The sequence below is a fragment of the Sphingomonas sanxanigenens DSM 19645 = NX02 genome, assembly GCF_000512205.2.
Lineage (GTDB): Bacteria > Pseudomonadota > Alphaproteobacteria > Sphingomonadales > Sphingomonadaceae > Sphingomonas_D > Sphingomonas_D sanxanigenens.
This window is the reverse complement of sequence record NZ_CP006644.1, coordinates 5,450,858-5,472,500: the sequence shown is the minus strand read 5'-3', so window position 1 is coordinate 5,472,500 and position 21,643 is coordinate 5,450,858. Positions and strand designations below refer to the sequence as shown.

General features: G+C 68.9%; 20 protein-coding genes (1 of these 20 only partly in view). 6 read left to right on the top strand and 14 right to left on the bottom strand.

Annotation, left to right across the window (positions count from 1 at the left end):
• The 7 genes from NX02_RS25100 to hisS form a co-directional block, all read right to left on the bottom strand.
• On the bottom strand, nucleotides 1-911 hold the 5' portion of the coding sequence (locus tag NX02_RS25100) for a DUF4139 domain-containing protein (protein WP_025294921.1). The gene continues 694 nt to the left of window position 1, outside the view; the window shows 911 of its 1,605 coding nt (coding positions 1-911); the start codon lies at nucleotides 909-911; the stop codon falls past the left edge of the window.
• The gene (locus NX02_RS25095) at nucleotides 908-2,512 is read right to left on the bottom strand and encodes a DUF4139 domain-containing protein (protein ID WP_025294920.1); all 1,605 of its coding nucleotides are present in this window, start codon (nucleotides 2,510-2,512) and stop codon (nucleotides 908-910) included. Before NX02_RS25095 ends, NX02_RS25100 begins: the two co-directional genes overlap by 4 nt.
• 4 nt (nucleotides 2,513-2,516) lie before the next feature.
• On the bottom strand, nucleotides 2,517-3,935 hold the full coding sequence (locus NX02_RS25090) for a DUF4139 domain-containing protein (RefSeq protein ID WP_025294919.1): 1,419 nt from the start codon (nucleotides 3,933-3,935) through the stop codon (nucleotides 2,517-2,519).
• A gap of 77 nt (nucleotides 3,936-4,012) precedes the next feature.
• Nucleotides 4,013-4,894 (bottom strand): DUF4167 domain-containing protein, encoded by an 882-nt coding sequence (locus NX02_RS25085; protein ID WP_025294918.1) that lies wholly within the window; start codon nucleotides 4,892-4,894, stop codon nucleotides 4,013-4,015.
• Between the two features lie 233 nt (nucleotides 4,895-5,127).
• Nucleotides 5,128-5,970: a peptide chain release factor N(5)-glutamine methyltransferase gene (gene prmC / locus NX02_RS25080; protein WP_025294917.1), complete on the bottom strand. Its 843-nt coding sequence runs from the start codon at nucleotides 5,968-5,970 to the stop codon at nucleotides 5,128-5,130.
• Between the two features lie 39 nt (nucleotides 5,971-6,009).
• Entirely contained in the window at nucleotides 6,010-7,083 is a 1,074-nt protein-coding gene (gene prfA, locus NX02_RS25075; RefSeq protein ID WP_025294916.1) for a peptide chain release factor 1, read from the bottom strand.
• A complete protein-coding gene (gene hisS, locus NX02_RS25070; protein ID WP_025294915.1) occupies nucleotides 7,080-8,423 on the bottom strand; it encodes a histidine--tRNA ligase in 1,344 nt (447 codons plus the stop codon). The genes prfA and hisS overlap by 4 nt, the downstream gene beginning before the upstream one ends.
• A gap of 96 nt (nucleotides 8,424-8,519) precedes the next feature.
• On the opposite strand from hisS, the gene NX02_RS25065 reads away from it, so the two are divergent.
• The 4 genes from NX02_RS25065 (at nucleotide 8,520) to NX02_RS25050 (ending at nucleotide 11,327) form a co-directional block, all read left to right on the top strand.
• Nucleotides 8,520-9,263, top strand: a complete 744-nt coding sequence (locus NX02_RS25065; protein ID WP_025294914.1) for an EI24 domain-containing protein — start codon at nucleotides 8,520-8,522, stop codon at nucleotides 9,261-9,263.
• On the top strand, nucleotides 9,260-9,643 hold the full coding sequence (locus NX02_RS25060; protein WP_025294913.1) for a hypothetical protein: 384 nt from the start codon (nucleotides 9,260-9,262) through the stop codon (nucleotides 9,641-9,643). Before NX02_RS25065 ends, NX02_RS25060 begins: the two co-directional genes overlap by 4 nt.
• A 92-nt stretch (nucleotides 9,644-9,735) precedes the next feature.
• Nucleotides 9,736-10,419 (top strand): OmpA family protein, encoded by a 684-nt coding sequence (locus NX02_RS33385; protein WP_211258251.1) that lies wholly within the window; start codon nucleotides 9,736-9,738, stop codon nucleotides 10,417-10,419.
• A 158-nt stretch (nucleotides 10,420-10,577) separates the two neighbouring features.
• Nucleotides 10,578-11,327, top strand: a complete 750-nt coding sequence (locus tag NX02_RS25050; protein WP_245648696.1) for an esterase/lipase family protein — start codon at nucleotides 10,578-10,580, stop codon at nucleotides 11,325-11,327.
• Nucleotides 11,328-11,362: 35 nt separating this feature from the next.
• Here the strand turns inward: NX02_RS25050 and NX02_RS25045 are convergent, their stop codons facing one another.
• Together NX02_RS25045 and pepN are read right to left on the bottom strand one after the other, a co-directional pair.
• Nucleotides 11,363-11,755: an acyl-CoA thioesterase gene (locus NX02_RS25045; protein ID WP_158014179.1), complete on the bottom strand. Its 393-nt coding sequence runs from the start codon at nucleotides 11,753-11,755 to the stop codon at nucleotides 11,363-11,365.
• Nucleotides 11,755-14,364, bottom strand: coding sequence for an aminopeptidase N (pepN, locus tag NX02_RS25040; protein ID WP_025294909.1), 2,610 nt, complete (start codon nucleotides 14,362-14,364; stop codon nucleotides 11,755-11,757). Before pepN ends, NX02_RS25045 begins: the two co-directional genes overlap by 1 nt.
• A 160-nt stretch (nucleotides 14,365-14,524) precedes the next feature.
• Here pepN and NX02_RS25035 point away from each other — a divergent pair, with 160 nt between their 5' ends.
• Together NX02_RS25035 and NX02_RS25030 are read left to right on the top strand one after the other, a co-directional pair.
• Nucleotides 14,525-16,141 carry a M28 family metallopeptidase gene (locus NX02_RS25035; protein ID WP_025294908.1) on the top strand — a complete coding sequence of 539 codons (1,617 nt, stop codon included), beginning with the start codon at nucleotides 14,525-14,527 and terminating at the stop codon, nucleotides 16,139-16,141.
• Between the two features lie 178 nt (nucleotides 16,142-16,319).
• Nucleotides 16,320-17,141, top strand: coding sequence for a Rossmann-fold NAD(P)-binding domain-containing protein (locus NX02_RS25030; RefSeq protein WP_039996829.1), 822 nt, complete (start codon nucleotides 16,320-16,322; stop codon nucleotides 17,139-17,141).
• Here the strand turns inward: NX02_RS25030 and NX02_RS25025 are convergent.
• From NX02_RS25025 to NX02_RS25010, 5 genes are all read right to left on the bottom strand, one after another.
• Nucleotides 17,066-17,980: a DMT family transporter gene (locus NX02_RS25025; protein WP_025294906.1), complete on the bottom strand. Its 915-nt coding sequence runs from the start codon at nucleotides 17,978-17,980 to the stop codon at nucleotides 17,066-17,068. The two genes, NX02_RS25030 and NX02_RS25025, sit on opposite strands and share 76 nt — an antisense overlap.
• A gap of 13 nt (nucleotides 17,981-17,993) precedes the next feature.
• Entirely contained in the window at nucleotides 17,994-18,995 is a 1,002-nt protein-coding gene (locus NX02_RS25020; protein WP_025294905.1) for a threonine aldolase family protein, read from the bottom strand.
• Between the two features lie 63 nt (nucleotides 18,996-19,058).
• On the bottom strand, nucleotides 19,059-19,223 hold the full coding sequence (locus NX02_RS32835; protein ID WP_158014178.1) for a hypothetical protein: 165 nt from the start codon (nucleotides 19,221-19,223) through the stop codon (nucleotides 19,059-19,061).
• Between the two features lie 242 nt (nucleotides 19,224-19,465).
• Nucleotides 19,466-20,503, bottom strand: a complete 1,038-nt coding sequence (locus NX02_RS25015; RefSeq protein WP_425424020.1) for a sensor domain-containing diguanylate cyclase — start codon at nucleotides 20,501-20,503, stop codon at nucleotides 19,466-19,468.
• Between the two features lie 45 nt (nucleotides 20,504-20,548).
• The gene (locus NX02_RS25010) at nucleotides 20,549-21,547 is read right to left on the bottom strand and encodes a ligase-associated DNA damage response exonuclease (protein WP_025294903.1); all 999 of its coding nucleotides are present in this window, start codon (nucleotides 21,545-21,547) and stop codon (nucleotides 20,549-20,551) included.
• Nucleotides 21,548-21,643 lie beyond the last annotated feature (96 nt).

The following is a 21,643-nucleotide window of genomic DNA, read 5'->3' as shown; positions in this document are numbered from 1 at the left end:
CCGTAGCGATCACCATACCAATAGGCCGGCGCCTCGGGCAGTTGCAGCCGCTCGATCGTCCAGGCGGGGAAGCTGCTGGTGACGTCCATCGGCCAGCAGTCGATCCGCAGCGCCGGATCGGGGCTTGCCGGCAGCGCCGCCGCGGCCTCCTTGTTGAGCCGCCCCGCCACCGCCTGCGTCTGCGCCGCGGCGAATCCGGTGCTGCCGCCATTCTTCACCGTAAGCCAGGCGAACAGGTCGAGGCTGGTGCCATCCCCCCCGATCCGCGCAACATAGGTCGCGGACCAGTCGAAGCCCTGCGCGAGGTAGGAGAGTTGCACCGTGACCGTCGCCGCCTTCGGGCTTTCGGTCACCACCGACAAGGTCGGCTTGGCCGACAGCCCCTCGGGCACGCGCGCATAGACGGTCGATTCCGGCAGTCCCGAGCAGCGCAGCGCCTCGACGCCAGCGGGCGTGGTCAGCACCACGCCGCCATCCGGCCCCGATTCGACCACCGCCGGTTCGGCGCGGCGCTGCCCCGTCACCGGGTCGGTCCGCCGCAGCACCACGCGGCGCTTGAGATGGGCGTCGATCAGCGCCGCGGGGGAGAGCAGCAATGCGTCGCGATTCTTCTCGTTCACGTCGCGCGGCAGGCCGGTGACGATCGCGGTTTCGGGCATCATGCCCTGCGAAACGCCCTCGAAGCGGATCACCGCGCGGCCGGCGGGCACGCGGATCGTCCGCGTCTCGGTGACCAGCGCATAGCCGGTCGGCCAGCCGGCGTCGGCATTCGGCGCCGGCTGGGGGTCACGATAGAGCGTGACCGCGACCTTATCGATCCGGTCCGAGTCGACCACGGTTTGGGCCGCCACCGGGGCCGCGACGAACAGCGCCGCCGCCGGCATCAGCCAGAGGCATGCGCCGCGCGTCATTCGCGCTCCAGCTTCAGGGTGAAGCGCAATGTCGCCGCGCCATTGGCGGGCACGGTGGTGCGCCACAGCGGCTGCCCCTTGCGCTGCCCGAGCGTCTCGCTCGCGGACGCGAGCCGATAGGGAATGGCCAGTTCGAAGGTCACCGGCACCGGCTTGGCATTGGTGACCCGCGCCTCATAGTTCTGGCGCTTGCCGCGCCGCGGGTGCGCGGTGATCCGATACTGCACCTCGGGGCTGTCGCCGATCGCGAGTTCCACCTCGTCGCCGATCGCGCGGTCGTCGAGCCGCGCCTCGCCGACCAGCAGCGATTGGGTGCCGTCATCCTCGAAGATCGACACCGCGCCAGCCGGCAGCGGCAGGCCGAGCCCCTGGCCCGTCTTGTTCTCGGTACGCAGCACAAGCGACGCGCTCTCCGGGCCGGGCTGGTTCTCGTCCGCATACGCCGGCAGCTCGAACGACTCGAACGCGGCGCCATAGATGCGCTCGAAGCGAACGCGCTTGCGGTCGATCATCGCCACCTGCTTGCGGCTTTGCGCGGCGACCGTCACCGGCTCGGGAATGCGATAGAGCTTGAGGTCACCCAGTTCCTCCTGCTCGGCGACCATCACCGCCACCGGCGCGGCGAGCATGCCCCGTTGCAGGCGTTGCGCGGTGACGACGATCTCTTCCGCGCGTTCGTCCATCGCCATCGGCGCCGGAGGAGGCGGCGGTGGCGGGACGGGGTCTCCCCATCGCGGATGCGTGCTGGTGATATCCATCGGCCAGCATTGCAGGCGCAGATCGGGCGCCGGGCTCCGCGGCTGCGGCGCCCTGCCCTCGCGATTGGGCAGCCCCGCCACGGTCTGCGTGCGCGCGTCCGCGAACCCCTCGCTGCCGCCGTTGACGATCGTCGCCCAGGCGAACAGATCCAGCGTCTCGCCATCCGGTGCGACGCGCGCAACATAGCTCGCCGACCAGTCGAGCCCTTCGGCGAGATAGGAAAGCTGGATCGTCGCGGTCGCCGCACCGGTACTGTCGGCGACCACCGACAGGGTCGGGCGCGCGGAAAGATCGGCGGGCACGCCGGGATAGGCCAATGTTTCCGCCAGCCCCGAGCAGCCAAGCGCCTCGACGCCCTCGGCCGTCGTCAGCAGCACCCCTCCCCCAGGCCCCGACTGGATCACCGCATCCTGTTCGCGCACCGCACCGGTCGCGCGGTTGGTGCGGCGCACCGTCACGCGCCGCTTGAGATACGCATCGACCAACGCTGCCGGCGACAGCAGCCGCGCATCGCGATTCTTCTCGACGACCTGCCGCGGCAATCCGGTGACGATCGCCGATTCGGGCAGCATCCCCTGCGACACGCCCTCGAAACGGATCACCGAGCGGCCCGCCGGCAGCCGGATCGTCCGCGTCTCGGTGATCAAGGCGTAGCCGCCGGGCCAGCCCTGGTCGGCGCGACGCTCCATCGGCGCATCGCGCCGGAATCGCGGCTTCGGCTGCGGCGCGCGATAGACCGTCACCGAAACCGCATCGATGCGGTCGGACGTGACGACAGTCTGCGCGGCGGCAGGCGCCGCCACGACCATCGAGACCGCCAGAACAGCAAGGCCGCGGGCCATCGCGTCAGTACCGGGTGTCGAACACCACCGTGTAGCCGGCCTTGCCATTGGCGGGCACCGGCACCTTCCATTCCATCCGGTCGGCGGAGACGCGCTGCCCTTCGAGCGTGGCGGAAACGATGCGGACATCGCCCCACAGCCCGTCCTGCCCGGCTTCGACGGTGACCTGATCGGCGCGGGCATTGCTGAACTCATAGCGCATCTCGGTGCGCCAACGCTTCGACGACAGCCGTTCGCGCTTCACCACCGTGGCGGTGCCCTTCACGTCGAACGCCTCGCCGGTACGGATCGCCATCTGCGAGCCCATCGGCGCGGCATCGACGCGGCTCTCGCCGATGAACTGCGGATCGCCGCGCGCGTCGCGCATATAGACGCGAATCGTGCCCTGCGGCAGCTGGTCGCCCAGGCCGCCCTGCTTCGAGGTCGAGAATTTGAGCACGGTCGCAGCGCTGCGGAAGTCGGTATCGCTGCCCATCCAGCGATTGTTCCACTCATAGGCCTTGCGGGCCGGCGCGCCCTTCACGTCGAGGAAGCTCACCTGCTTCTGCTGCGCGTTGGCGATCGTGGTGCGTTCGGCGAGCGGATAGAGATAGAAATCGCCCAGCCGCTCGCGCGCGCCGGTCTCGGTGCCGGCCTCCTCGATCGTCGCATCGCCGAGCTGGCCGAGCCCGCGGCGACCGCCGCCGGCGTTGGGGTTCGCCGCGACCAGCAGCACATCGGCGTTGCGATAGCTGGTGCCGGTGTTGTTGGAGAGCGTGACCCAGCCCTGCATGTCGATCGCGCCCTTGGCCTCGTCGAACAGCATCACATAGTCGCTGGTCCAGCCGAGGCCCGGGGTCAGATAGCTGAGCGCAGCAGGGATCCGGCCGGCCTGCGCGACCTGCAGGGTCACCGACAGGGTCGGGCGCGCGCGCAGATTTTCGGGCACCTTGTCGAACACCACGCGGACGGGCAGCCCATCGTCACGCAGCACCTCGATGCGGTTGCCGATCTGGAGGACGATGCCGCCATTTGCGGCGAGCACCCTGGCCTGTTCGCGCGTCTCAGCGCCGGTCGCCGGGTTGGTGCGGACGATCGTGACGACCGACCCCACCGCCTTTTCCATCAGCTTGTCGGGCGAGAGCAGGTCGAAGTCGAAATTCTGCTCGACGATGCCGAGGCCGGGGCCGGCGAGCGACACCGTCTCGGCGCGGATCTGCGCTGAGACGTCGGGAAATTCCTGGCGCGTGCGGCCGGCGGGAAGGCTGAGTTCCCGCACATCCTGCACCAGCGCCTGGCCGTTCTGGTAGATCGTGACGGACACGTCACCCTGCGCGCTGCCGACCACGTCGGGGGCGGGGGGCGGAGTCACCGCCGTCTGGGCAAATGCCTGACCTGCCGCGGAAAACATCAGTGCGGCAACGACGAACGACGACTTACGCATCAACGGGCACCCCCTCGATTATCCGAGGGTGATGCCCGCTTTGATGCGTTTTGCGAAGCCCTATTTCGGGCTTCGACTCAGACGACCGGCGCGTCGCCCTCGGTCTTCCGCGGACGGCCGCGACGACGCTTCGGCGTTTCGGCCGGAGCCTCGGTGGTGTCGGCTTCGGCGTGCGTGCCGTTGCCCCCGTTCAGCGGCAGCTCGGCAGCCGCCGGGGCGGGCGCCGCAGCCGGTTGGGGTTCGGGCGCTGCGAAGGCCGGCGGCAGCACCGCGGCGTCGATCGCATGGCTCTCTTCCGCATCGCGACGACGCGGCGGACGGCCACGGCGCGGACGGGGCCGCTCTTCTTCCTCGGCCGGGGCAGGCGCAGCCGAGACGGGTTCCGGCGCGACCGCCGGCTCCGGGCGACGCTCTTCGCGCTGGAAGCGCGGTTCGCGGTCGCCGCGAGGTTCCCGTTCGGCACGAGGTTCACGGTCTGGACGGGGTTCGCGCTCCGCGCGCGGCTCCCGGTCCGCGCGCGGCTCACGCTCGCCACGTGAATCACGGTCGCCGCGCTGCTGCTGGCCGTTATAGGGCTGGCGCTGTTCGCGACGCTCGGGCTGCTCGCGGCGGACGAACTCTTCGCCCTCGGCCTCGAACGACGCACCATCGTCGTCACCCTCCTCACCATCGGAGTAATCGTCGCGCTGGCGGCGATTCTCTTCGAAGCGCGAACGGTTCTCGTTGAGCACGCGGAAATAATGATCCGCAAACTGCGAGTAATATTCGAACATCACGCGATCGCCCTGGGTCTGCGCGTCGCGCGCCAGGGTCTTGTATTTCTCGTGCAGCTGCGCAGCATTGCCGCGCGCACGATTGTCGATGCGGTTGCCGCTTTCGGGACCGCGATTGGGGTTACTCCCCTGCGGCCGCTGGCCGCCACGGCCGCGACGGCGGCCGGCCTGACGATTGTTGATCAACTTCTTGCTGTCCTCGTCTTCGAAACGTCACCAGCTCCCGATCGAACGGATATAGCCAGACTCCCGGATGCAGACCGCCCTTCAGCGATCGAGCATCGACTGCCGTGCCGCCGGACCACAGCGGACATGACTAAAGGAGTTCGGTGAGAGGCGCGTCGCCAAACGCGGGTCGTTGAAAAAGCGCCTGTCCCCGGCCGCCTCCTAGCGGCTCCACAGCGAGAAACCAAGCGCTTTTATGTTTCGCTTTCGAGTCCCGCTGCAAGCAGAAGGCAGCGCTCACGCCCTGCCAAGTCCTGCGCCATAGATATGGTGAGCCCTTGCCCATCGAACAAGGGTGCAACGCGCGAAAACTGTCCCGCGCCCAGCTCGATCGCTGCGATCCCGCCGGGCTGCAGCAGCCGCGCGAACCCGGGGGCGAGGCGGCGATAATCGTCGAGCCCATCGCGGCCGGCGAACAGCGCCGAATGCGGTTCATGTTCCGCCACGTCGCGCGGGAGCGCCGCATCCGCCTCGACATAGGGCGGGTTGCACAGCACCAGATCGAAACGTTCCGAAACCCCGTCCGCCCAGTCGCCCAGGCGAAACGCAGCACGCGCCGCCAGCCCCAGCCGCTCGGCATTGGCGCCGGCGATGGCCAGCGCATCGCGGCTGCGGTCGATGCCGAGCCCGGTCGCTGCAGGCCATTCGTCGAGCGCGGCGAGCAGCAGCGCGCCGGAGCCCGTTCCCAGATCGAGCACGCGCCGCGGCGGCCTGCCCCGGAAATGCGCGACCGCGGCATCGATCAGCGTCTCGGTATCGGGCCGCGGGATCAGCACGCCGGGCGCGACCATGAGCTCGATCGTCCAGAAGGCGCGCGTGCCGGTGATATAGGCGATCGGCTCCCCGGCCGCGCGCCGCGCGACGAGCGCGTCGAAAGCGGTCGGCACCGGGCCGGTGTGGCGGCCGAGCAATACATCCTCGCGGCTGATGCCGAGCGCGTGGGCGAGGAGCAGTTCCGCATCGAGCCGCGGGGTCTCGGAGATGGCGGCGAGGCGCTTGCTGGCGGCGGTGAGGGCCGAAGCCGCGTCGGAATTCACCCCTTCCTCCCCGAGCACGCGCGGGGAGGAAACAAGAGGTCACCCATCCAGATTCGCCAGCCGAGCCGCCTCATCCTCGGCGATCAGCGCGCCGATCAGTTCGTCGAGCTGGCCTTCCAGGATCTCCGGCAGCCGGTGCAGGGTCAGGTTGATGCGGTGGTCGGTTACCCGCCCCTGCGGGAAATTATAGGTCCGGATCCGTTCCGACCGGTCGCCCGAGCCGACCATCGAGCGCCGCGCCCCGGCGCGTTCGCTGTCCAGCCGGTCGCGCTCCAGCTCGTACAACCGGGTCCGCAGCACCTTGAGCGCCTTGGCCTTGTTCTTGTGCTGCGACTTCTCGTCCTGCTGGATCACCACCAATCCGGTCGGCAGATGGGTGATGCGCACGGCGCTGTCGGTGGTGTTGACCGACTGGCCGCCGGGCCCGGACGAGCGATAGACGTCGATCCGAAGATCCTTGTCGTCGATCTGGACGTCGACCTCTTCCGCCTCGGGCAGCACCGCCACCGTCGCCGCCGAGGTGTGGATGCGTCCGCCGCTCTCCGTCACCGGCACGCGCTGGACACGGTGGACGCCGCTTTCGAACTTGAGCCTGGCGAACACGCCCTGCCCCGTTACCGAAGCGACGACTTCCTTGTAGCCGCCAAGCTCCGCCGCGCTCGCCGAGATGATCTCGACGCGCCAGCCCTGCCCTTCGGCATAGCGCTGGTACATGCGCAGCAGATCGCCCGCGAACAGCGCCGCCTCGTCGCCGCCGGTACCGGCGCGGATCTCGAGCATCGCCGCGCGCGCGTCCGCCGCATCGCGCGGCAGCAGGCTGAGCGCGAGCGCGCGCTCGACCTCGGGCAGCCGGGCGTTGGCGCCGGCCAGCTCCTCGACCGCGAGCGCGCGCAGCTCGGCATCGTCGTCCTTCTCCATGTCGGCGAGCTGCTCGATCTCGGCGCGCAGCCGCCGCACGTCACCCGCCGCGCGGGCGACGGGCTCGATCTCGGCAAACTCCTTGGAGAGCGCGACGAAGCGGTCGGCAGAGAGATCCCCGCGCGACATCTCCGCCTGCAACTCGTCGCGGCGGGCCTCGATGGCGGCGATGCGATCCGGCGAGATCCGGGTCATGGAGCGCTCGAACGCTTCTCGCGTATCAACGGCAACTCATCGGCCATCGGTGGAACCGGCTCACCACGAGCTTCGCATCCCGTTGCGGCGAAGACGAGATCGAAGAGCGTCTGCGGCAGCAGGTCTAACCGCACCTTGCCCTGTTCGCCGGTATCGAGCGCCTTGATCGTCGCCAACTGGCTCGCGACTTCTTCGTCGCCGATGATGATCGCATAGCGTGCGCGTACGGCGTTCGCTTTGGCCATCCGCTTCTTCATATTGCCGCGATAAGGCATGTCGACGCTGACACCTGACCGTCGCAATTCGGCTGCGATTCCCTGAGCGACACGGTCTGCGGCATCTCCCAACGGCACCACAGCAGCATCCACACGGGCATCGCTCGGCGCATCGATCAGCATCGCGAGCCGCTCGATACCCGCCGCCCAGCCGACCGCCGGCGTCTCGGGGCCGCCCAGCGCCTCGATCAGCCCGTCATAGCGGCCGCCGCCCAGCACGGTGCCCTGCGCGCCGAGCCGGTCGGTGACGAACTCGAACGCGGTGTGGCGATAATAATCGAGCCCGCGCACCAGCCGCGCGTTGCGCGTCCAGTTGACGCCGGCCGCGTCGAGCCCCGAGGTGACTGCCGCGAAGAAGTCGGCCGCCTCGGGCGTCAGGAAAGCGTCGATCTCGGGCGCGGCGTCGGCGATAGGCCGGTCGCGCGGATCCTTGCTATCGAGGATGCGAAGCGGGTTCTTCGCCAGCCGCTCGACGCTCTCTTCGGACAGGCTGCCACGGTGCGATTCGAAATGATCGACCAGCGCCTGTCGCCAGGCATCCCGCGTCGCCGCGTCTCCGAGCGTGTTCAGTTGCAAGGTCACGCCATCGGACACGCCGAGTTCGCGCAGCAACTGGTCGGCGAAGCATAGCAGCTCGACGTCTGCAGCGGGCTCGCCAGCGCCCAGTATCTCGGCATCGAGCTGGTGAAACTGGCGGAAGCGCCCCTTCTGCGGGCGCTCATAGCGGAACAGCGGCCCCCAGGTGGTCAGCTTGAGCGGCACAAACTGGCGCCAGCCTTCGGTCAGATAGGCACGGGAGATGCCGGCGGTGAATTCGGGGCGCAAGGTCAGGCTGTCGCCGCCGCGATCCTCGAAACTGTACATCTCCTTGGAGACGACATCGGTGGTCTCGCCAAGCGAGCGCGCGAACACCGCGGTCGCCTCGAACACCGGCACCTGAACCTGTTGGAATCCATAGAGGCTGCGCACGCGTTCGAACGTGGCGACGACATGCGCAAAGCGCGCCTGCACCTCGCCCAGCATGTCCTGCGTGCCACGGATGCGGTTGGGGGTTTCGACGGCCATAGGCTGCGCCTTTAGGCGAGCCGTGCATAAAGGCAAGAACGGCCGGGGCTGCGGCACATGTTGACGCGGCCGCCGCTTCGCGCGACTCTTGCGGCCATGATCCGCGCCTTCTGGTTGAGCGTCGAGCAATTGCCCGACCGTGCCGTGCTCAAGGTGCTTGGCGGAACGCTGGCGCTGACCGCGCTGATCTTCGCGCTCACCTTCGTCGGCCTGTGGTTTGGCATCGACGCGCTGTCCGACTGGGTGGTGCGGACGTGGTGGCCGGGCGCCGACGCGGTCTGGATCGAGCGGGCCGACGCGCTGATCGCGGTGGTGCTGGCCTTCATCCTCGGCTGGCTGCTGTTCCGTGCCACCGCGGTCGCGATCATGAGCATCTTCGCCGACGGCGTCGTCGAGGCGGTGGAGCGGCGGCATTACCCGCAGGCTCTCGCCGCCTGCACGCCGCCCGGCTGGGGCCTGTCGCTGCGGATGGCACTCTCCTCCGCCGGCCGGGCGATCTTCTTCAACCTGCTGGCGTTGCCGGTCTACGTCATCCTGCTCGTCACGGGCATCGGCACCGTCGTCGCGGTGATCGCGGTCAACGCGCCATTGCTCGGGCGCGATCTCGGCGAGATGGTCGCCATCCGCCACATGGAGCGTGCGGAGCTGCGCGGCTGGCTGAGGGCCACGCGCGGCAGGCGGCTGGCGCTGGGGCTTGTCGCCACCGGGCTTTTCATGGTTCCCGGGATCAACCTGCTGGCACCGATCCTCGGCGCCGCGATGGCGACGCACCTGTTTCACAGGGGCCGCGCCGCCGCGCCAGGATCGGTGACCCTGACCAAGGAAAGCGAGACCGCGTGACCCGTCTTCTGATCGCCGGCGCCCCGGCAGCGCTGCTGCTCGCCGGCTGCACCACCGGCGCCCCGCGCCCTGCCGTCACCCCGCCGCCGCCGGTGGCGCGGCCCGCGGCGCCTGCGCCGATCGGGCTGGAACGCGTGATCGGCAAGGATGCGCGCAACCTCGTGGCGCTGTTCGGCCAGCCCGATCAGGATACGCGCGAACCCGGCGCGCGGCGGCTGCAGTTCGCCGGGCCGATCTGCATCCTCGATGCCTATCTCTATCCGCCGGCCAGGGGCCGGGAACCCGTCGTCACCTATGTCGATGCGCGCCAGCCCGATGGCCGCGACATCGACCGCGCAAGCTGCGTCGCCGCGCTGACCCGGCGGCCGGCGGCCCAATAAAACCGGCGCTTTGTGACGATGATCACCCGCGACTCGCCCGATATGGCGTAGAAGCGGATCATCGATTGAGAAGCGTTGCATTGGAGCTGGACATGCGTTTCACCCTGTTGGCGTCGGCGATCGCACTGGTCGCCGTGCCCGTCACCGCCATCCAGGCGCAGGAGCAGGCGACGCGGTCGCCCTCCGATTTCGTTTGCGAACTCACCGGTGAGGAATGCCCCGCCGAACCGGCCGCGGGGCCTGAGTCGCCGGCAGCCCCAACCGCGTCGGCCACCGGCGGCCGCGCCGCGCGGGTCGCCGGCGAGTCGCGCGGCTTCGTTCTCGCCAAGCCCGTCGATCCGAACGCGGCCAAGCGCCCGGACCCCCGGCCCGCCCCCATCCGCGTCGTGACCCCCAACCGCCCAAAGCCGGCGCCCGCCCCCGGCGTCGGTGTCGCCCAGCCCCGCGTCGACCTGCGCCTCGGCTTTTCGACCGGATCGTCGATGCTGGTCGGCCGCGAGCTGATGGAAGTGAAGAGCTTCGCCACCGCCCTCAAGACGCCCCGGCTCGCCGGCCGCCGCGTTCGCATCGAAGGCCATACCGATTCGGTCGGCTCGCGCGAAAGCAACCTTACCCTTTCGCGTGAGCGCGCTTATGCGGTGCGCCAGACGCTGATCGCCGAAGGCATCGCCGCCGACCGGATCGATGCGGCAGGCTATGGCTTCGATCGGCCGCTCGCCGGCCAGCGCGCCAGCGCCGGCGCCAATCGCCGCGTGGAAGCCGTGCTCGTGAACTGAATTCTCTCGCCTCTCCCAGGCGCCGGAAAGGCCGACGGATTGCCCCCGGGTCCGTCGGCCTTTTCCGTTCGGTGCTTTTTTGCGTTTGCGACGTGCTACGCAACCTGGCGATAGCATCGCGCGTTGATCCGTGTCATGAAAGTGTCATGGAATCTGTCGTGAATCTGTCGCCAATCGGTCATGTTGGGAACCGGCCACCTTCGCTCTCGCTCTTGTTGGCGGAGGCGCGCAGCTTCGCGCAGCTGGCGCGCAATCGTTCGATCGCGCATCCCTGCGCCACGGGTCGTGACGGCGGTGGTGCGCCAGTGCTCGTCCTGCCGGGTTTTCTGGCGTCGGACGGATCGACGCGCGCGCTGCGCCGCACGCTGACCGCGGCGAACTATCACGCATTCGGCTGGGGGGCGGGGCGCAATTTCGGCGTGAGGGCCGATATGCTCGACCGGCTCGACCGCCGGCTCGACGAGATATCGCGCATCGCCCCCGGCAAGGTCAGCCTGATCGGCTGGAGCCTCGGCGGCCTCTACGCCCGCGAATATGCCAAGTTCGCGCCCGACCGGATCGATCGCGTCATCACGCTGGGCACACCCTTTTCGGGCGACATGCGCGCCAACCATGCGTGGATGCTCTACGAGCTGATCGCCCGCCATCCGGTCGACCGACCGCCTTTGCGCTGCGTGCTGACCGAGAAGCCGCCCGTCCCCACCTTCGCACTCTGGTCAAGCCATGACGGCGTCATCGCACCCGCCAGCGCCTGCGGTCAGGCCGGCGAACGCGACCATGCCATCGAAGTCAGCTGCCGCCACCTCGGCTTCACCAGCGACGCCCGCGCCCTGGAAGCGGTCTTCCGCGCGCTGGAGCATCGCGAAGAGCGAGAGGAACCGGAATTGCTTCAGGCCTGCGCAGCCTGACTGTCCCGCTCTCCCCCAAGGGGAGAGGGCTCGCGCTATGTCTCCAAGAACCGCGTCGCCAGCGCCGCCGGCACGCGCATCGGCCGCCCCGTCGCCTTGTCCATCATCACCCAGGTCGAAATCGCGCGCACCTTCTCGCGACCATCTGCGCCGGTGAAGAGCATATGCCGGTCGAACTTCGCGCCGCGCGGCGGATCGGGCACCCAGGTCCGCACGGTCACCGCATCGCCGGCGCGCAGGTTGCCCACATAGTCGATCTCGTGCCGGATCACGACCCAGACATAGGCATCGACCTCCGCCGGCGTCGCCGCCGCCATCCAGTGCGCCACGGCGACATCCTGGATCCAGCGCACCCACACCGCATTGTTGACATGGCCGAGCTCGTCGATGTCCTGCGCCGACGCGACGATGCCATGTTCGAACGCCATCAGCCGGCGAGGCTCTTGGATACCTGCTCGAACACGTCCTTCGACAATCCCGGCGTGGCGACGATGCGCGTCAGTTCCGCCTTCATCAGCGCAGCGCGCGCCTGGCCGAAGCGGCGCCAGCGGCCCAGCGGCGGGACCAGCTTGGCGGCGGTCTGCGGGTTCATCGGGTCGAGCGCGAGCAGCATGTCGGCAAGCAGCGTGTAGCCACGACCGTCCGGCGAATGGAACGCCCGCTGGTTGGCCGAGAAGGCGCCGAACAGCGCGCGGACACGGTTGGGGTTGCCCAGGGTGAAGTCCGGGTGGCGATAGAGCGCCGCCACCGCGTCCACCGTGTCGTCGCGCGCGGACAGCGCCTGCGTCGAAAACCATTTGTCGAGCACCAGGGGGTTGCTGCGATAACGGTCGTAGAACGCCGCCAGCGCCGTATCGCGTTCCGCCGCGGTGCCGTTGGCAAGCACACCGAGCGCGCCCTGCCGGTCGGTCATATTGTCCGCCTCGCCGAATTGACGGAACGCCAGCGCCGCGGCATCGGGCGCGCCAGCCGCGGCGAGATAGCCCAGCGCCACCGTCCGCAGCCGCCGCGCGCCCTTCGCTGCCGGGCTGTATTCGAAGCGGTTGGTGCGCGCGCCGTCATAGGCGTGCCGCCATTCGGACTGCATCGCCGCACCGAGATCGCGGCGCAGCGCCTCGCGCGCGGCGAAGATCGCGTCGGGGTCGACCACCAGCATCTGGTCGCCGAGAAAGGCCTCGCTCGGCAGCAGCACCGCCTCGGCGCTGAAGGCGCGATCGAGCGCCGGGTTGACCAATGTCTCGCGCACCGCCTCGATCACCGGGCCATGGTCGGCACCGCCGGTGGAAACCGCGCCGACCAGCGTGTCGATCATCAGTTGCTGCATCGCCTCGTAACGGGCGAACGGATCCTCATCATGCGCGGAAAGGAAGGCGAGGTCGGCGGCGGTGCGGTTGGTCTCGACCACCACCGGCGCGGAGAATCCGCGGTTGATCGACAGCACCGGACGTTCGGCAATGCCCTCGAACGTCTCGCTGCCCTGCGCCGCGTCCAGCACGACCAGCCGCTCCCCGCCCAATGCGGCGTTGCTGACGCTGCCATACAGCGCGACGCGCAGCGGCAGCGGCATGGGCTGCTTCACCGGCTGGCCGGGCGTCGTCGGCACCGTCTGTTCCAGCGACAATGTCGCGCGCGCCGCCGCCTCGTCCCACGCCAGCACCGCCTTCACCCGCGGCGTGCCCGCCTGCTGGTACCACAGGCGGAAGCGGGTGAGATCGATGCCGCCACCATCCTCCATCGCGCGGACGAAATCCTCGCAGGTCGCCGCCTCGCCGTCGTGCCGGTCGAAATAGAGGTCGCTGCCGGCACGGAAGCGCTCCGGCCCCAACAGGGTGTGGAGCATGCGGATCACCTCGGCGCCCTTGTTGTAGACCGTCGCGGTGTAGAAGTTGCTGATTTCGAGGTAGGAATCGGGGCGGATCGGGTGCGCCAGCGGCCCGCCGTCCTCGGGGAATTGCGCCGCGCGCAGCATCCGCACATCCTCGATCCGCTTGACCGCGGCCGAGCCCTGGTCGGCGGAGAATTGCTGGTCGCGAAAGACGGTGAAGCCTTCCTTCAGGCTGAGCTGGAACCAGTCCCGGCAGGTGACGCGGTTGCCCGACCAGTTGTGGAAATATTCGTGCGCCACGACGCCGGCGACGGCGTCATAATCCGCGTCGGTCGCGGTATCGGGATCGGCCAGGATGTAGCGCGAGTTGAAGATGTTGAGGCTCTTGTTCTCCATCGCCCCGAAATTGAAATCGGCCACCGCGACGATGTTGAACTGGCCGAGGTCATACTCGCGGCCATAAACGGTCTCGTCCCACGCCATCGAGGTCTTGAGCGCGGCCATCGCATGCTCGGTCTTGGGCAGATCCTCCGCCCGTACCCAGATCGCGAGGTCGACGTCGCGGCCGGACATCGTCGTGAAGCGGTCGCGGTTGGCGGCAAGGTCGCCAGCGACCAGCGCGAACAGATAGGAAGGCTTGGGGAAGGGATCGCGCCATTCCGCCCAGTGGCGGCCGTCCGCGCCATCGCCTTCGGCGGTGCGATCGCCATTGGCGAGCAGGATCGGGAAACGCGCCTTGTCCGCCTCCATCCGCACGACATAGCGGCTGAGCACGTCGGGCCGGTCGGGGAAGAAGGTGATGCGGCGGAAGCCTTCCGCCTCGCATTGCGTGCAAAGCAGCCCGCCCGAGGCATAGAGCCCCATGAGCTTGGTGTTGCGCTCCGGCGCGATCTCGACCTCGGTCTCGACGACATGCGTGGGCCCGGCGAGCGGCACGACCAGCGCGTCGCGCTCCATATGCCATTGGTCTCCGGCCAGTTCGACGCCATCGACCCTGACCGCGATCGCCACCAGCCCGTCGCCGTCCAGCCGCAACGGCCGGTCATGTTCGCCGTTGCGCGTGACCGAGAGCGTCGCTCGGATCCGCGTCGCCGCGGGGTCGAGCGCGAAATCGAGTGCCACGTCGGGCACGAGCCAGTCGGGCTCCCGATAATCCGTGCGGTGGATGACGGTGGGTGCGGGGGGCGGCTGCGTGGTCTGGACGTCGAGCATGTCCCCGGAGATATCGTGCTTGTCGCGGGCGCGCCACAAAACTCCGCCATCGGCAATCCTGCGCGAGGCACATCCGACCGCGCGATTTTCGACAAGCGGCGTTGCACCCCGCGCCGGCGCTGCCTAGGCCGGGCGCATATCGATCTTTCCGGATGATTTCATGACCAAGCTTACCCTGTTTCCCCTCGCTCTGGCGCTGGCCGCGCCCGCCTTTGCGCAGGATGCCTATCAGCCGTCGCAGGCGAGCCTGAAGGCGCATGTCGATTTCCTCGCGAGCGACGCGATGCGCGGCCGCGAAGCCGGCAGCCCCGAATATGACATCGCCGCGCAATATGTCGCGACCCGCTTCGCCGAGCTTGGGCTGAAGCCCGCCGGCGACGATGGCAGCTATATCCAGAAGGTGCCGTTGGTCTCGGCGCAGTCGACAGGCCATGGCGCGATCGCCGTCACCCGCGGCGGCCAGCAGACCGCGCTCGTCTTCGGCGAGGATTATCTGCCCGGCCAGTCGCTCAAGGCGCCGCGGCTGAGCCTGAACGCGCCGCTGGTGTTCGTCGGCTTCGGCGTGGTCGCGCCCGCATTCAAACGCGACGATTATGCCGGGCTGGACGTGAAGGGGAAGATCGTGGTGCTGCTGTCGGGCGCGCCCAAGGCGATCCCCGGCGAGGAACGCGCGCATTACGGCAACGGCACGACCAAGGCGATCGAGGCCGAGAAGCATGGCGCGATCGGCGTGATCACGCTGGAGACGCCGACCCGCGCCAAGGTGCTGCCGTTCGCGCGCGCCGCCAAGACGTGGGACGACAAGCGTATGGTGTGGCGCCAGCCCGACGGCAGCGGCTTCAGCGCCGCGCCCAACGCGCCGGGGCTCGCCTATGTCAGCCTCGCCGGCGCCGAGAAGCTGCTCGCCGGGATCAAGGGCGGTGCGGCGGCGGTGATGGCCGCGGCAGAGACGCCGCAGGGCCGCGTCAAGGGCGCCGCGCTCGGCAGCACCGCCAGCGTCCAGCTCGAAACCGCGATCAAGCCGGCGGAAAGCAGCAATGTCGCCGGGATGATCGAGGGCTCCGATCCCGCGCTCAAGTCCGAGGTCGTCGTGCTGTCCGGCCATCTCGACCATGTCGGCATCTGCCCCGAAGTGAAGGGCGACACGATCTGCAACGGTGCGATGGACAATGCCGTCGGCATCGCCTCGATGCTCGAGGTCGCGCGCGGCTTCGTCCAGGGCGGCGAAAAACCGCGCCGCTCGGTGCTGTTTCTCGCGGTCACCGCCGAGGAGAAGGGGCTGGTCGGCGCCGACTATTTCGCGCGGCACCCCACCGTGGCGAAGGACCGGCTGGTGGCGGACGTCAATCTCGACATGCCGATCATCACCTATGCGTTCGAGGACGTCGTCGCGTTCGGCGCCGATCACTCGTCGATCGGCGCGACCGTCGCCAAGGCGGCGGCGCCACTCGGTATCGGCGTGTCGCCCGATCCGGCGCCCGACCAGGCGATCTTCACCCGATCGGACCATTACCGCTTCGTCCAGCAGGGCGTGCCCTCGGTGTTCATCGTCACCGGCAGCAAGGGCCCGGGCGGTGAAGCCAATGCGGCCTTCCTGAAGAACAATTATCACCAGCCGAGCGACCAGCCCGACCTGCCGTTCGACTGGGGTGCCGGCGCGCGCTTCGTATCGCTCAACCTCGCCATCGCCCGCGAACTGGCCAATGCGCCGGAACGGCCGCGCTGGAACAAGGGCGACTTCTTCGGCACGCTCTACAACGGCTTCGGCGCACGCTGAGGTGGGGGTCAGGAGCGCTATTCCCGGTCTTCACCCCTCCCCTTCAGGGGAGGGGCAAGGGGTGGGGAAGCGGCGACGGGGGCTCAACGTCCCCGTTGGCGCTGAACTTCCGCTCACGCGGAGGCTCGCTGCGCTCGCCCCCACCCCAACCCCTCCCCGGAAGGGGAGGGGCTAATATATGCCCCATCTGCTGATCCTCGGCCTCGGCTATACCGCCACGCGGATCGCGGCGGCCGCCGAGGCGCGGGGTTGGACCGTCACCGGCACCAGCCGTGACGGCCGCGCGGGGACCTTGCCATTCGATGCGGCCGCCTCCGCGATCGGCCGGGCGACGCATATCCTGTCCTCGATCCCGCCGGCGGGGGATGAGGATCCCGTCCTCGTCGCCTACCGCCATGCGCTCGTGCGCAGCGGCGCGTGGCTCGGCTATCTTTCCTCCACCGGCGTCTATGGCGACAGCGGCGGGGCGTGGGTGGACGAAAGCGCGCCGGTGGGGCGCGGACGACGATCGGCGCGGGCGGCGGCGGATGCCGAATGGCTCGCGCTCGGCGCGCGCGTATTCCGCCTGCCCGGCATCTATGGGCCCGGCCGTTCGGCGCTCGATCGGGTCGCGGCGGGCCGGGCGCATCGCATCGACCTGCCCGATCAGGTCTTCAGCCGGGTCCATGTCGATGACATCGTCAGCGGCGTGATCGCGGGGTTCGAAGCACCGCCCGGCGCCTACAACCTGGCCGACGACCATCCCTGCAGCCAGAATGCCGTGATCGAGGCGGCATGCGACCTGCTCGGCCTGCGCTGGCCGGCGCTGCAGACGCTGGACGAAGCCGGGCTCTCGCCTATGGCGCGCGGCTTCTATGCCGAGAACCGGCGCGTCGCCAACGGCAAGGCGAAACGCGTGCTCGGCTGGGCGCCGCGCTTTGCCGACTATGCGGCTGGGCTGCGCGCCCTCAGCGCGACGACCAGCCCGGCGAGCGTCAGCACGCAGCCGAGCCCCGACTGAAACGACCAGCGATAGCCTTCGAACAGGGTCGACAGCGCCATCGCCACGATCGGGATCAGCACGCTGGAATAGGCCGCACGCGCCGGCCCGATCGCGCGGATCACCCCGAAATACAGCGGGAAGGTGAGCGTGGAGGCGGCGACGCCGAGGTAGAGTACGCCCAGCACATAGGATGGCCGCCAGTCGAACACCGGCGCGCCCGTCGTCGCCCACGCGTAGGCCGCACAGCCCGCCGCGCCGATCATCATCGCCCAGCTCAGCATCGGCGCGAGCGGCGCCGCGCGCACCGCCGGCGCGGCCTGCATGACATTGGCGATCGAGGCCGACAGCACGGAGACCAGCGTAAGACCCACGCCCATCGAGACCGTCCCCGCGTCGACGTCGCGGCCCTCCACCTCGTGTGCGAACAATATGGCGACGCCGCCGATCGCGATCACCGACCCGATCAGGAAGCGCAGCGACACCTGCTGCTTGAGGAAGACCCGCGCCAGCACCGCGTTGGGCACGATCAGCAGCGCGAACAGCAACGCCACCAGCCCTGATGCAATATATTGCTCAGCCCGGTAGAGCATGTTGAAATTGATGGCGAACTGGAACGCGCCGACCAGCGCGGCGAGACCGATCTGGCGCGGCGTGAGCCACAGCGACTCGCGCCGGACCAGCGCATAGGCGACCATCGCGATGCCGGCGACGACGAAGCGGTAGGTCACCGACCAACTCGGCGGCACATGACCGAGCTGGCCGGTGATGACCAGCCAGGTCGAGCTCCAGATCAGGGTGACGGTGACGAAGGGCACCAGGCTGCGCGCCTGTTGCGCGGGCGTCAGCGGCGCTTCCATCGCGCCAGCGCCCTCAGAGCGCCCGGAGCGCGGCGGCGAGCGCCGCCACCTCGGCGTCCGGCTGGTCCCAGCTCGTCACCAGCCGGATCTCGCCGGCCGCCCAATCATAGAATTCGAAACCCTGTGCGCGGAGCGCCGCCGCTTCGTCCGGCGTCATCCGCAGGAACAGTTCATTGGCCTCGACCGGGTGGATCAACCGGCCCGCGGCGGCTTCGGCGAGCGTGGTCGCGGCGCGGTTGGCGGCATGGCCATTGGCGATCCACAGATCGTCGGCAAGCAGCGCATGGATCTGCGCCGCGAGATAACGCCCCTTGGAGAGCAGGTGGCCCGCGCGCTTGCGGCGCTCCGCCACGCCCTCGGCGCGGGTGCGATCGAAGAACACCAGCGCCTCGGCGGACATGCCGCCATTCTTGGTGAAGCCGAAGCTCAGCACGTCGACGCCGGCGCGCCAGGTAAGGTCGGCCGGATCGCAGCCGAGATGCGCCACGGCGTTGGCGAAGCGCGCGCCGTCCATGTGGAAGCCAAGCCCGCGCGCCCGCGCCAGGCTGCCCAGCGCCGCCACCTCGTCCGGCGTATAGACGCGGCCATATTCGGTGGCGTTGGTGATCGAGAGCGCACGCGGCTGAACGCGATGGACGTCATTGGCGATCGCATCGAGCACCGCGGTCACGCTCCCGGGTGTCAGCTTGGCGCCGTCGCCCTCGGCAAGGTGGAGCTTGGCGCCATGCGTGAAGAATTCGGGCGCGCCGCATTCATCGTTCTGGATATGCGCATCGCGGTGGCAGACCACGCCGCCATAGGGCGGGCACAGGGCCGCCAGCGCGAGGCTGTTCGCCGCAGTGCCGGTCGCAACCCACAGGACGGTGACCGGCGTTCCGAACAACCCGCCGAACGCATCGTCGAGCCCCCTCGACAGCGAGTCGCCATCATAGGCCGTGTCGGCGCGATTCGCCGCTGCCATGGCATCCAGCACAGGCTGGCAGACGGAGGCGGCGTTGTCTGAAAAGAAGCGCATGGCATCGGCCCTTCGCGGGCCGGCGCGTCGCTGTCAACGCCGGCAGCGATGCGGCGCTGAAGCCTAACGCCGCGCAGGCTTCCGGTTGTCGGCACGTTCATCCCGCGCCGGCGCCTCGCGCCCCCAGAAGCCATCGCCCCACAGCGCCGCGGCTGCATGCTGCAGCGAAACCGGATAGGCGTCGCGACGGTTTGAGCCGCCGGGGGCGGCTTCGGTTTCTGCGGACATGGACACTCCTCCCCGGCGCTCTTTCGCCGGCACAAACGGCTGTTCCGATAAAAGGTTGCGTCTGTTTTTCTGCGCCCTCGGGCAAGGCGCCTACACCACGCGATGGACGGTAGTGTGACAGCGGCCAGAAACGACCATGGCGTCGGCACCTCCCTCGGTGACGCGTCATTTCTCTATCAAATGACTAGATAATTCCAGCAGGCAAAACTTTCCTGCCGGAAAGCAATGCTGCGCCCCGCCGTTCAGGCCGCTGCCGCGTCGTCCCTGCCCCCGCTATGGGCGGTACGGCATCGGTTGCGACCGCTGTTCTTGGCGGCATAAAGAGCGCCGTCCGCGGCCGCCAGCCAGGCATCGACGTCAGCAATGTCCGGCCCCAGTACGGCGATGCCGAAGCTGGCGGTCAGCCGCAGCGGCGGATCGTTGGGCACGATCATCGCCGCCAGCGCGGCCCGGAAACGTTCGGCGGCAACGGTCGCGTCATCGAGGCCGGTGCCGTTCAGCAGGATCGCGAACTCCTCGCCCCCGAGCCGGCCCAGCACATCGTCCGGCCGCAGCATGGCGGCGATCCGCGCGGAAACGGCGCGCAGCGCGCTATCGCCACCGGGGTGGCCATACCGATCGTTGATCGACTTGAAATGATCGATGTCGAACATGATCAGCGCCGCCGGGGTGCCGTGCCGCGCATGGCGTGCCACCGCGCGCTCCATCTCTTCCAGCGCCGCGCGCCGGCAGAATGCGCCGGTCAGGTGGTCGCGATCGGCGATCTGGCGAAGCTGGATCTCGCCGATCACCAGTCGGGCAAAGCTCTTGAGAAGATCGAGTTCGTGGGCTGCGAATTCACGCGGCTTGGTGTCGATCGCGCAGAGCGCACCGAGATTATAGCCGTCCACCGTCTCCAGCGGCACGCCGGCATAGGCGGCGATGCGCGGCGCGTCGGTGACCAGCGGGTTCGCGGCGAAGCGGGGATCCCGGCTGGCATCGGGCACCACGAACGGATCGCGACCCTCGATCGTGTGGGTGCAGAAGCTGATGTCGCGCGCCGTGTGGTCGGCGTCCAGCCCGCAGCGCGACTTCATCCACTGGCGATCGGCGTCGAGCAGGGTGATCGCGGTCATCGGCACGCCGAGCACCGACTTGAGCAGGCTGGTGATCCGTTCGAAAGGTTCTTCCGGCGGCGTGTCGAGAATGTTGGCGCGGTTCAGCGCCGCGAGCCTCCCGCGCTCATCCGTCAGCTTGGCGTCGTCCATAAGCGTCCTCAGCGATGCGCCGTTCTCGTCCATCAGGTCCTAATTTCCCATGACGGCAATTTCGGGACGGTCCCGCCATCAATCATCCTCGTCATCATAGCCGACGAGATCGAGTGCGCACGCCCTGATCTGGCGGGTCATGCACCAGTGGACCAGCGCGTCCTCGCGCCCGTGCGTGACCCACACCTCCTTCGGCGCGATCTCCAGCAGCGTTTCGGTCAGCTCATGCCAGTCGGCATGGTCGGAGATGATCAGCGGCAGCTCGACGTTGCGCTGCACCGCGCGCTGGCGCACGCGCATCCAGCCGGAGGCCATCGCCGTGATCGGATCGGGCAGCCGCCGCGACCAGCGGTCGTTGAGCGCGGAGGGCGGCGCCAGCACGATTGCGCCCTGCATCTCGTCCTTGCTTGCATCGCTGACGAGGCGGAGCGTGCCGAGATCCACTCCCTGTTCCTGATAGAGCGCGCACAGCCGCTCGAGCGCGCCATGGATGAAGATCGGCGCCTCATGCCCCAGCCGGCGCAGTTCGGCGATCACCCGCTGCGCCTTGCCCAGCGCATAGGCGCCGACCAGCACGCAGCGATCGGGGTTGGCGGCGAGCGCGGCGAGCAGCTTGTCGATCTCGTCATGCGTTTCGGGATGGCGGAACACCGGCAGCCCGAAGGTCGCCTCGGTGATGAAGATATCGCAGGCGACCGGCTGGAAGCGCGCGCAGGTGGGGTCCTCGCGGCGCTTGTAATCGCCGGAGACGACGATGCGTTCACCGGCATGGTCGAGGATGATCTGCGCGGAACCGAGGACATGCCCGGCCGGCACGAAGCCGATGTCCACGCCGCCCATCGTCAACGTCTCGCCGTAGCGGACGGGATTGCCCGCCTGCGGTCCATAGCGCGCCGCCATGATCGCCAGCGTCTCCGGCGTCGCCCACACCGCTTCATGCCCGCTACGGGCGTGATCCGCGTGACCATGCGTCACCAGCGCGCGCGGCTTGGGGCGGGACGGGTCGATCCAGACGTCGGCCGCAGGCACGTAAATGCCTTCGGGGTGCGCTTCGATCCAGGATCCGAGCCGGGCCATCCAGTGGATATGGTTCAGGCGCGGGAAGGTTCCAGTGTTGGACTGGACAGGAGGCCCCGCCCTTCCGATGTAAGGCGCATGGACCGTAACCCCAGC

What these genes read in the sequence shown, in the direction of transcription:
- NX02_RS25045 (WP_158014179.1), bottom strand. Translation starts at nt 11,755, where the DNA reads ATGGCGTTCGAACATGGCATCGTCGCGTCGGCGCAGGACATCGACGAG.
- NX02_RS25065 (WP_025294914.1), top strand. Translation starts at nt 8,520, where the DNA reads ATGATCCGCGCCTTCTGGTTGAGCGTCGAGCAATTGCCCGACCGTGCC.
- NX02_RS25015 (WP_425424020.1), bottom strand. Translation starts at nt 20,503, where the DNA reads ATGGACGAGAACGGCGCATCGCTGAGGACGCTTATGGACGACGCCAAG.
- NX02_RS32835 (WP_158014178.1), bottom strand. Translation starts at nt 19,223, where the DNA reads ATGTCCGCAGAAACCGAAGCCGCCCCCGGCGGCTCAAACCGTCGCGAC.
- NX02_RS25010 (WP_025294903.1), bottom strand. Translation starts at nt 21,547, where the DNA reads ATGGCCCGGCTCGGATCCTGGATCGAAGCGCACCCCGAAGGCATTTAC.
- NX02_RS25035 (WP_025294908.1), top strand. Translation starts at nt 14,525, where the DNA reads ATGACCAAGCTTACCCTGTTTCCCCTCGCTCTGGCGCTGGCCGCGCCC.
- hisS (WP_025294915.1), bottom strand. Translation starts at nt 8,423, where the DNA reads ATGGCCGTCGAAACCCCCAACCGCATCCGTGGCACGCAGGACATGCTG.
- NX02_RS25020 (WP_025294905.1), bottom strand. Translation starts at nt 18,995, where the DNA reads ATGCGCTTCTTTTCAGACAACGCCGCCTCCGTCTGCCAGCCTGTGCTG.
- NX02_RS25030 (WP_039996829.1), top strand. Translation starts at nt 16,320, where the DNA reads ATGCCCCATCTGCTGATCCTCGGCCTCGGCTATACCGCCACGCGGATC.
- NX02_RS33385 (WP_211258251.1), top strand. Translation starts at nt 9,736, where the DNA reads ATGCGTTTCACCCTGTTGGCGTCGGCGATCGCACTGGTCGCCGTGCCC.
- prfA (WP_025294916.1), bottom strand. Translation starts at nt 7,083, where the DNA reads ATGACCCGGATCTCGCCGGATCGCATCGCCGCCATCGAGGCCCGCCGC.
- NX02_RS25095 (WP_025294920.1), bottom strand. Translation starts at nt 2,512, where the DNA reads ATGGCCCGCGGCCTTGCTGTTCTGGCGGTCTCGATGGTCGTGGCGGCG.
- NX02_RS25090 (WP_025294919.1), bottom strand. Translation starts at nt 3,935, where the DNA reads ATGCGTAAGTCGTCGTTCGTCGTTGCCGCACTGATGTTTTCCGCGGCA.
- pepN (WP_025294909.1), bottom strand. Translation starts at nt 14,364, where the DNA reads ATGCTCGACGTCCAGACCACGCAGCCGCCCCCCGCACCCACCGTCATC.
- NX02_RS25025 (WP_025294906.1), bottom strand. Translation starts at nt 17,980, where the DNA reads ATGGAAGCGCCGCTGACGCCCGCGCAACAGGCGCGCAGCCTGGTGCCC.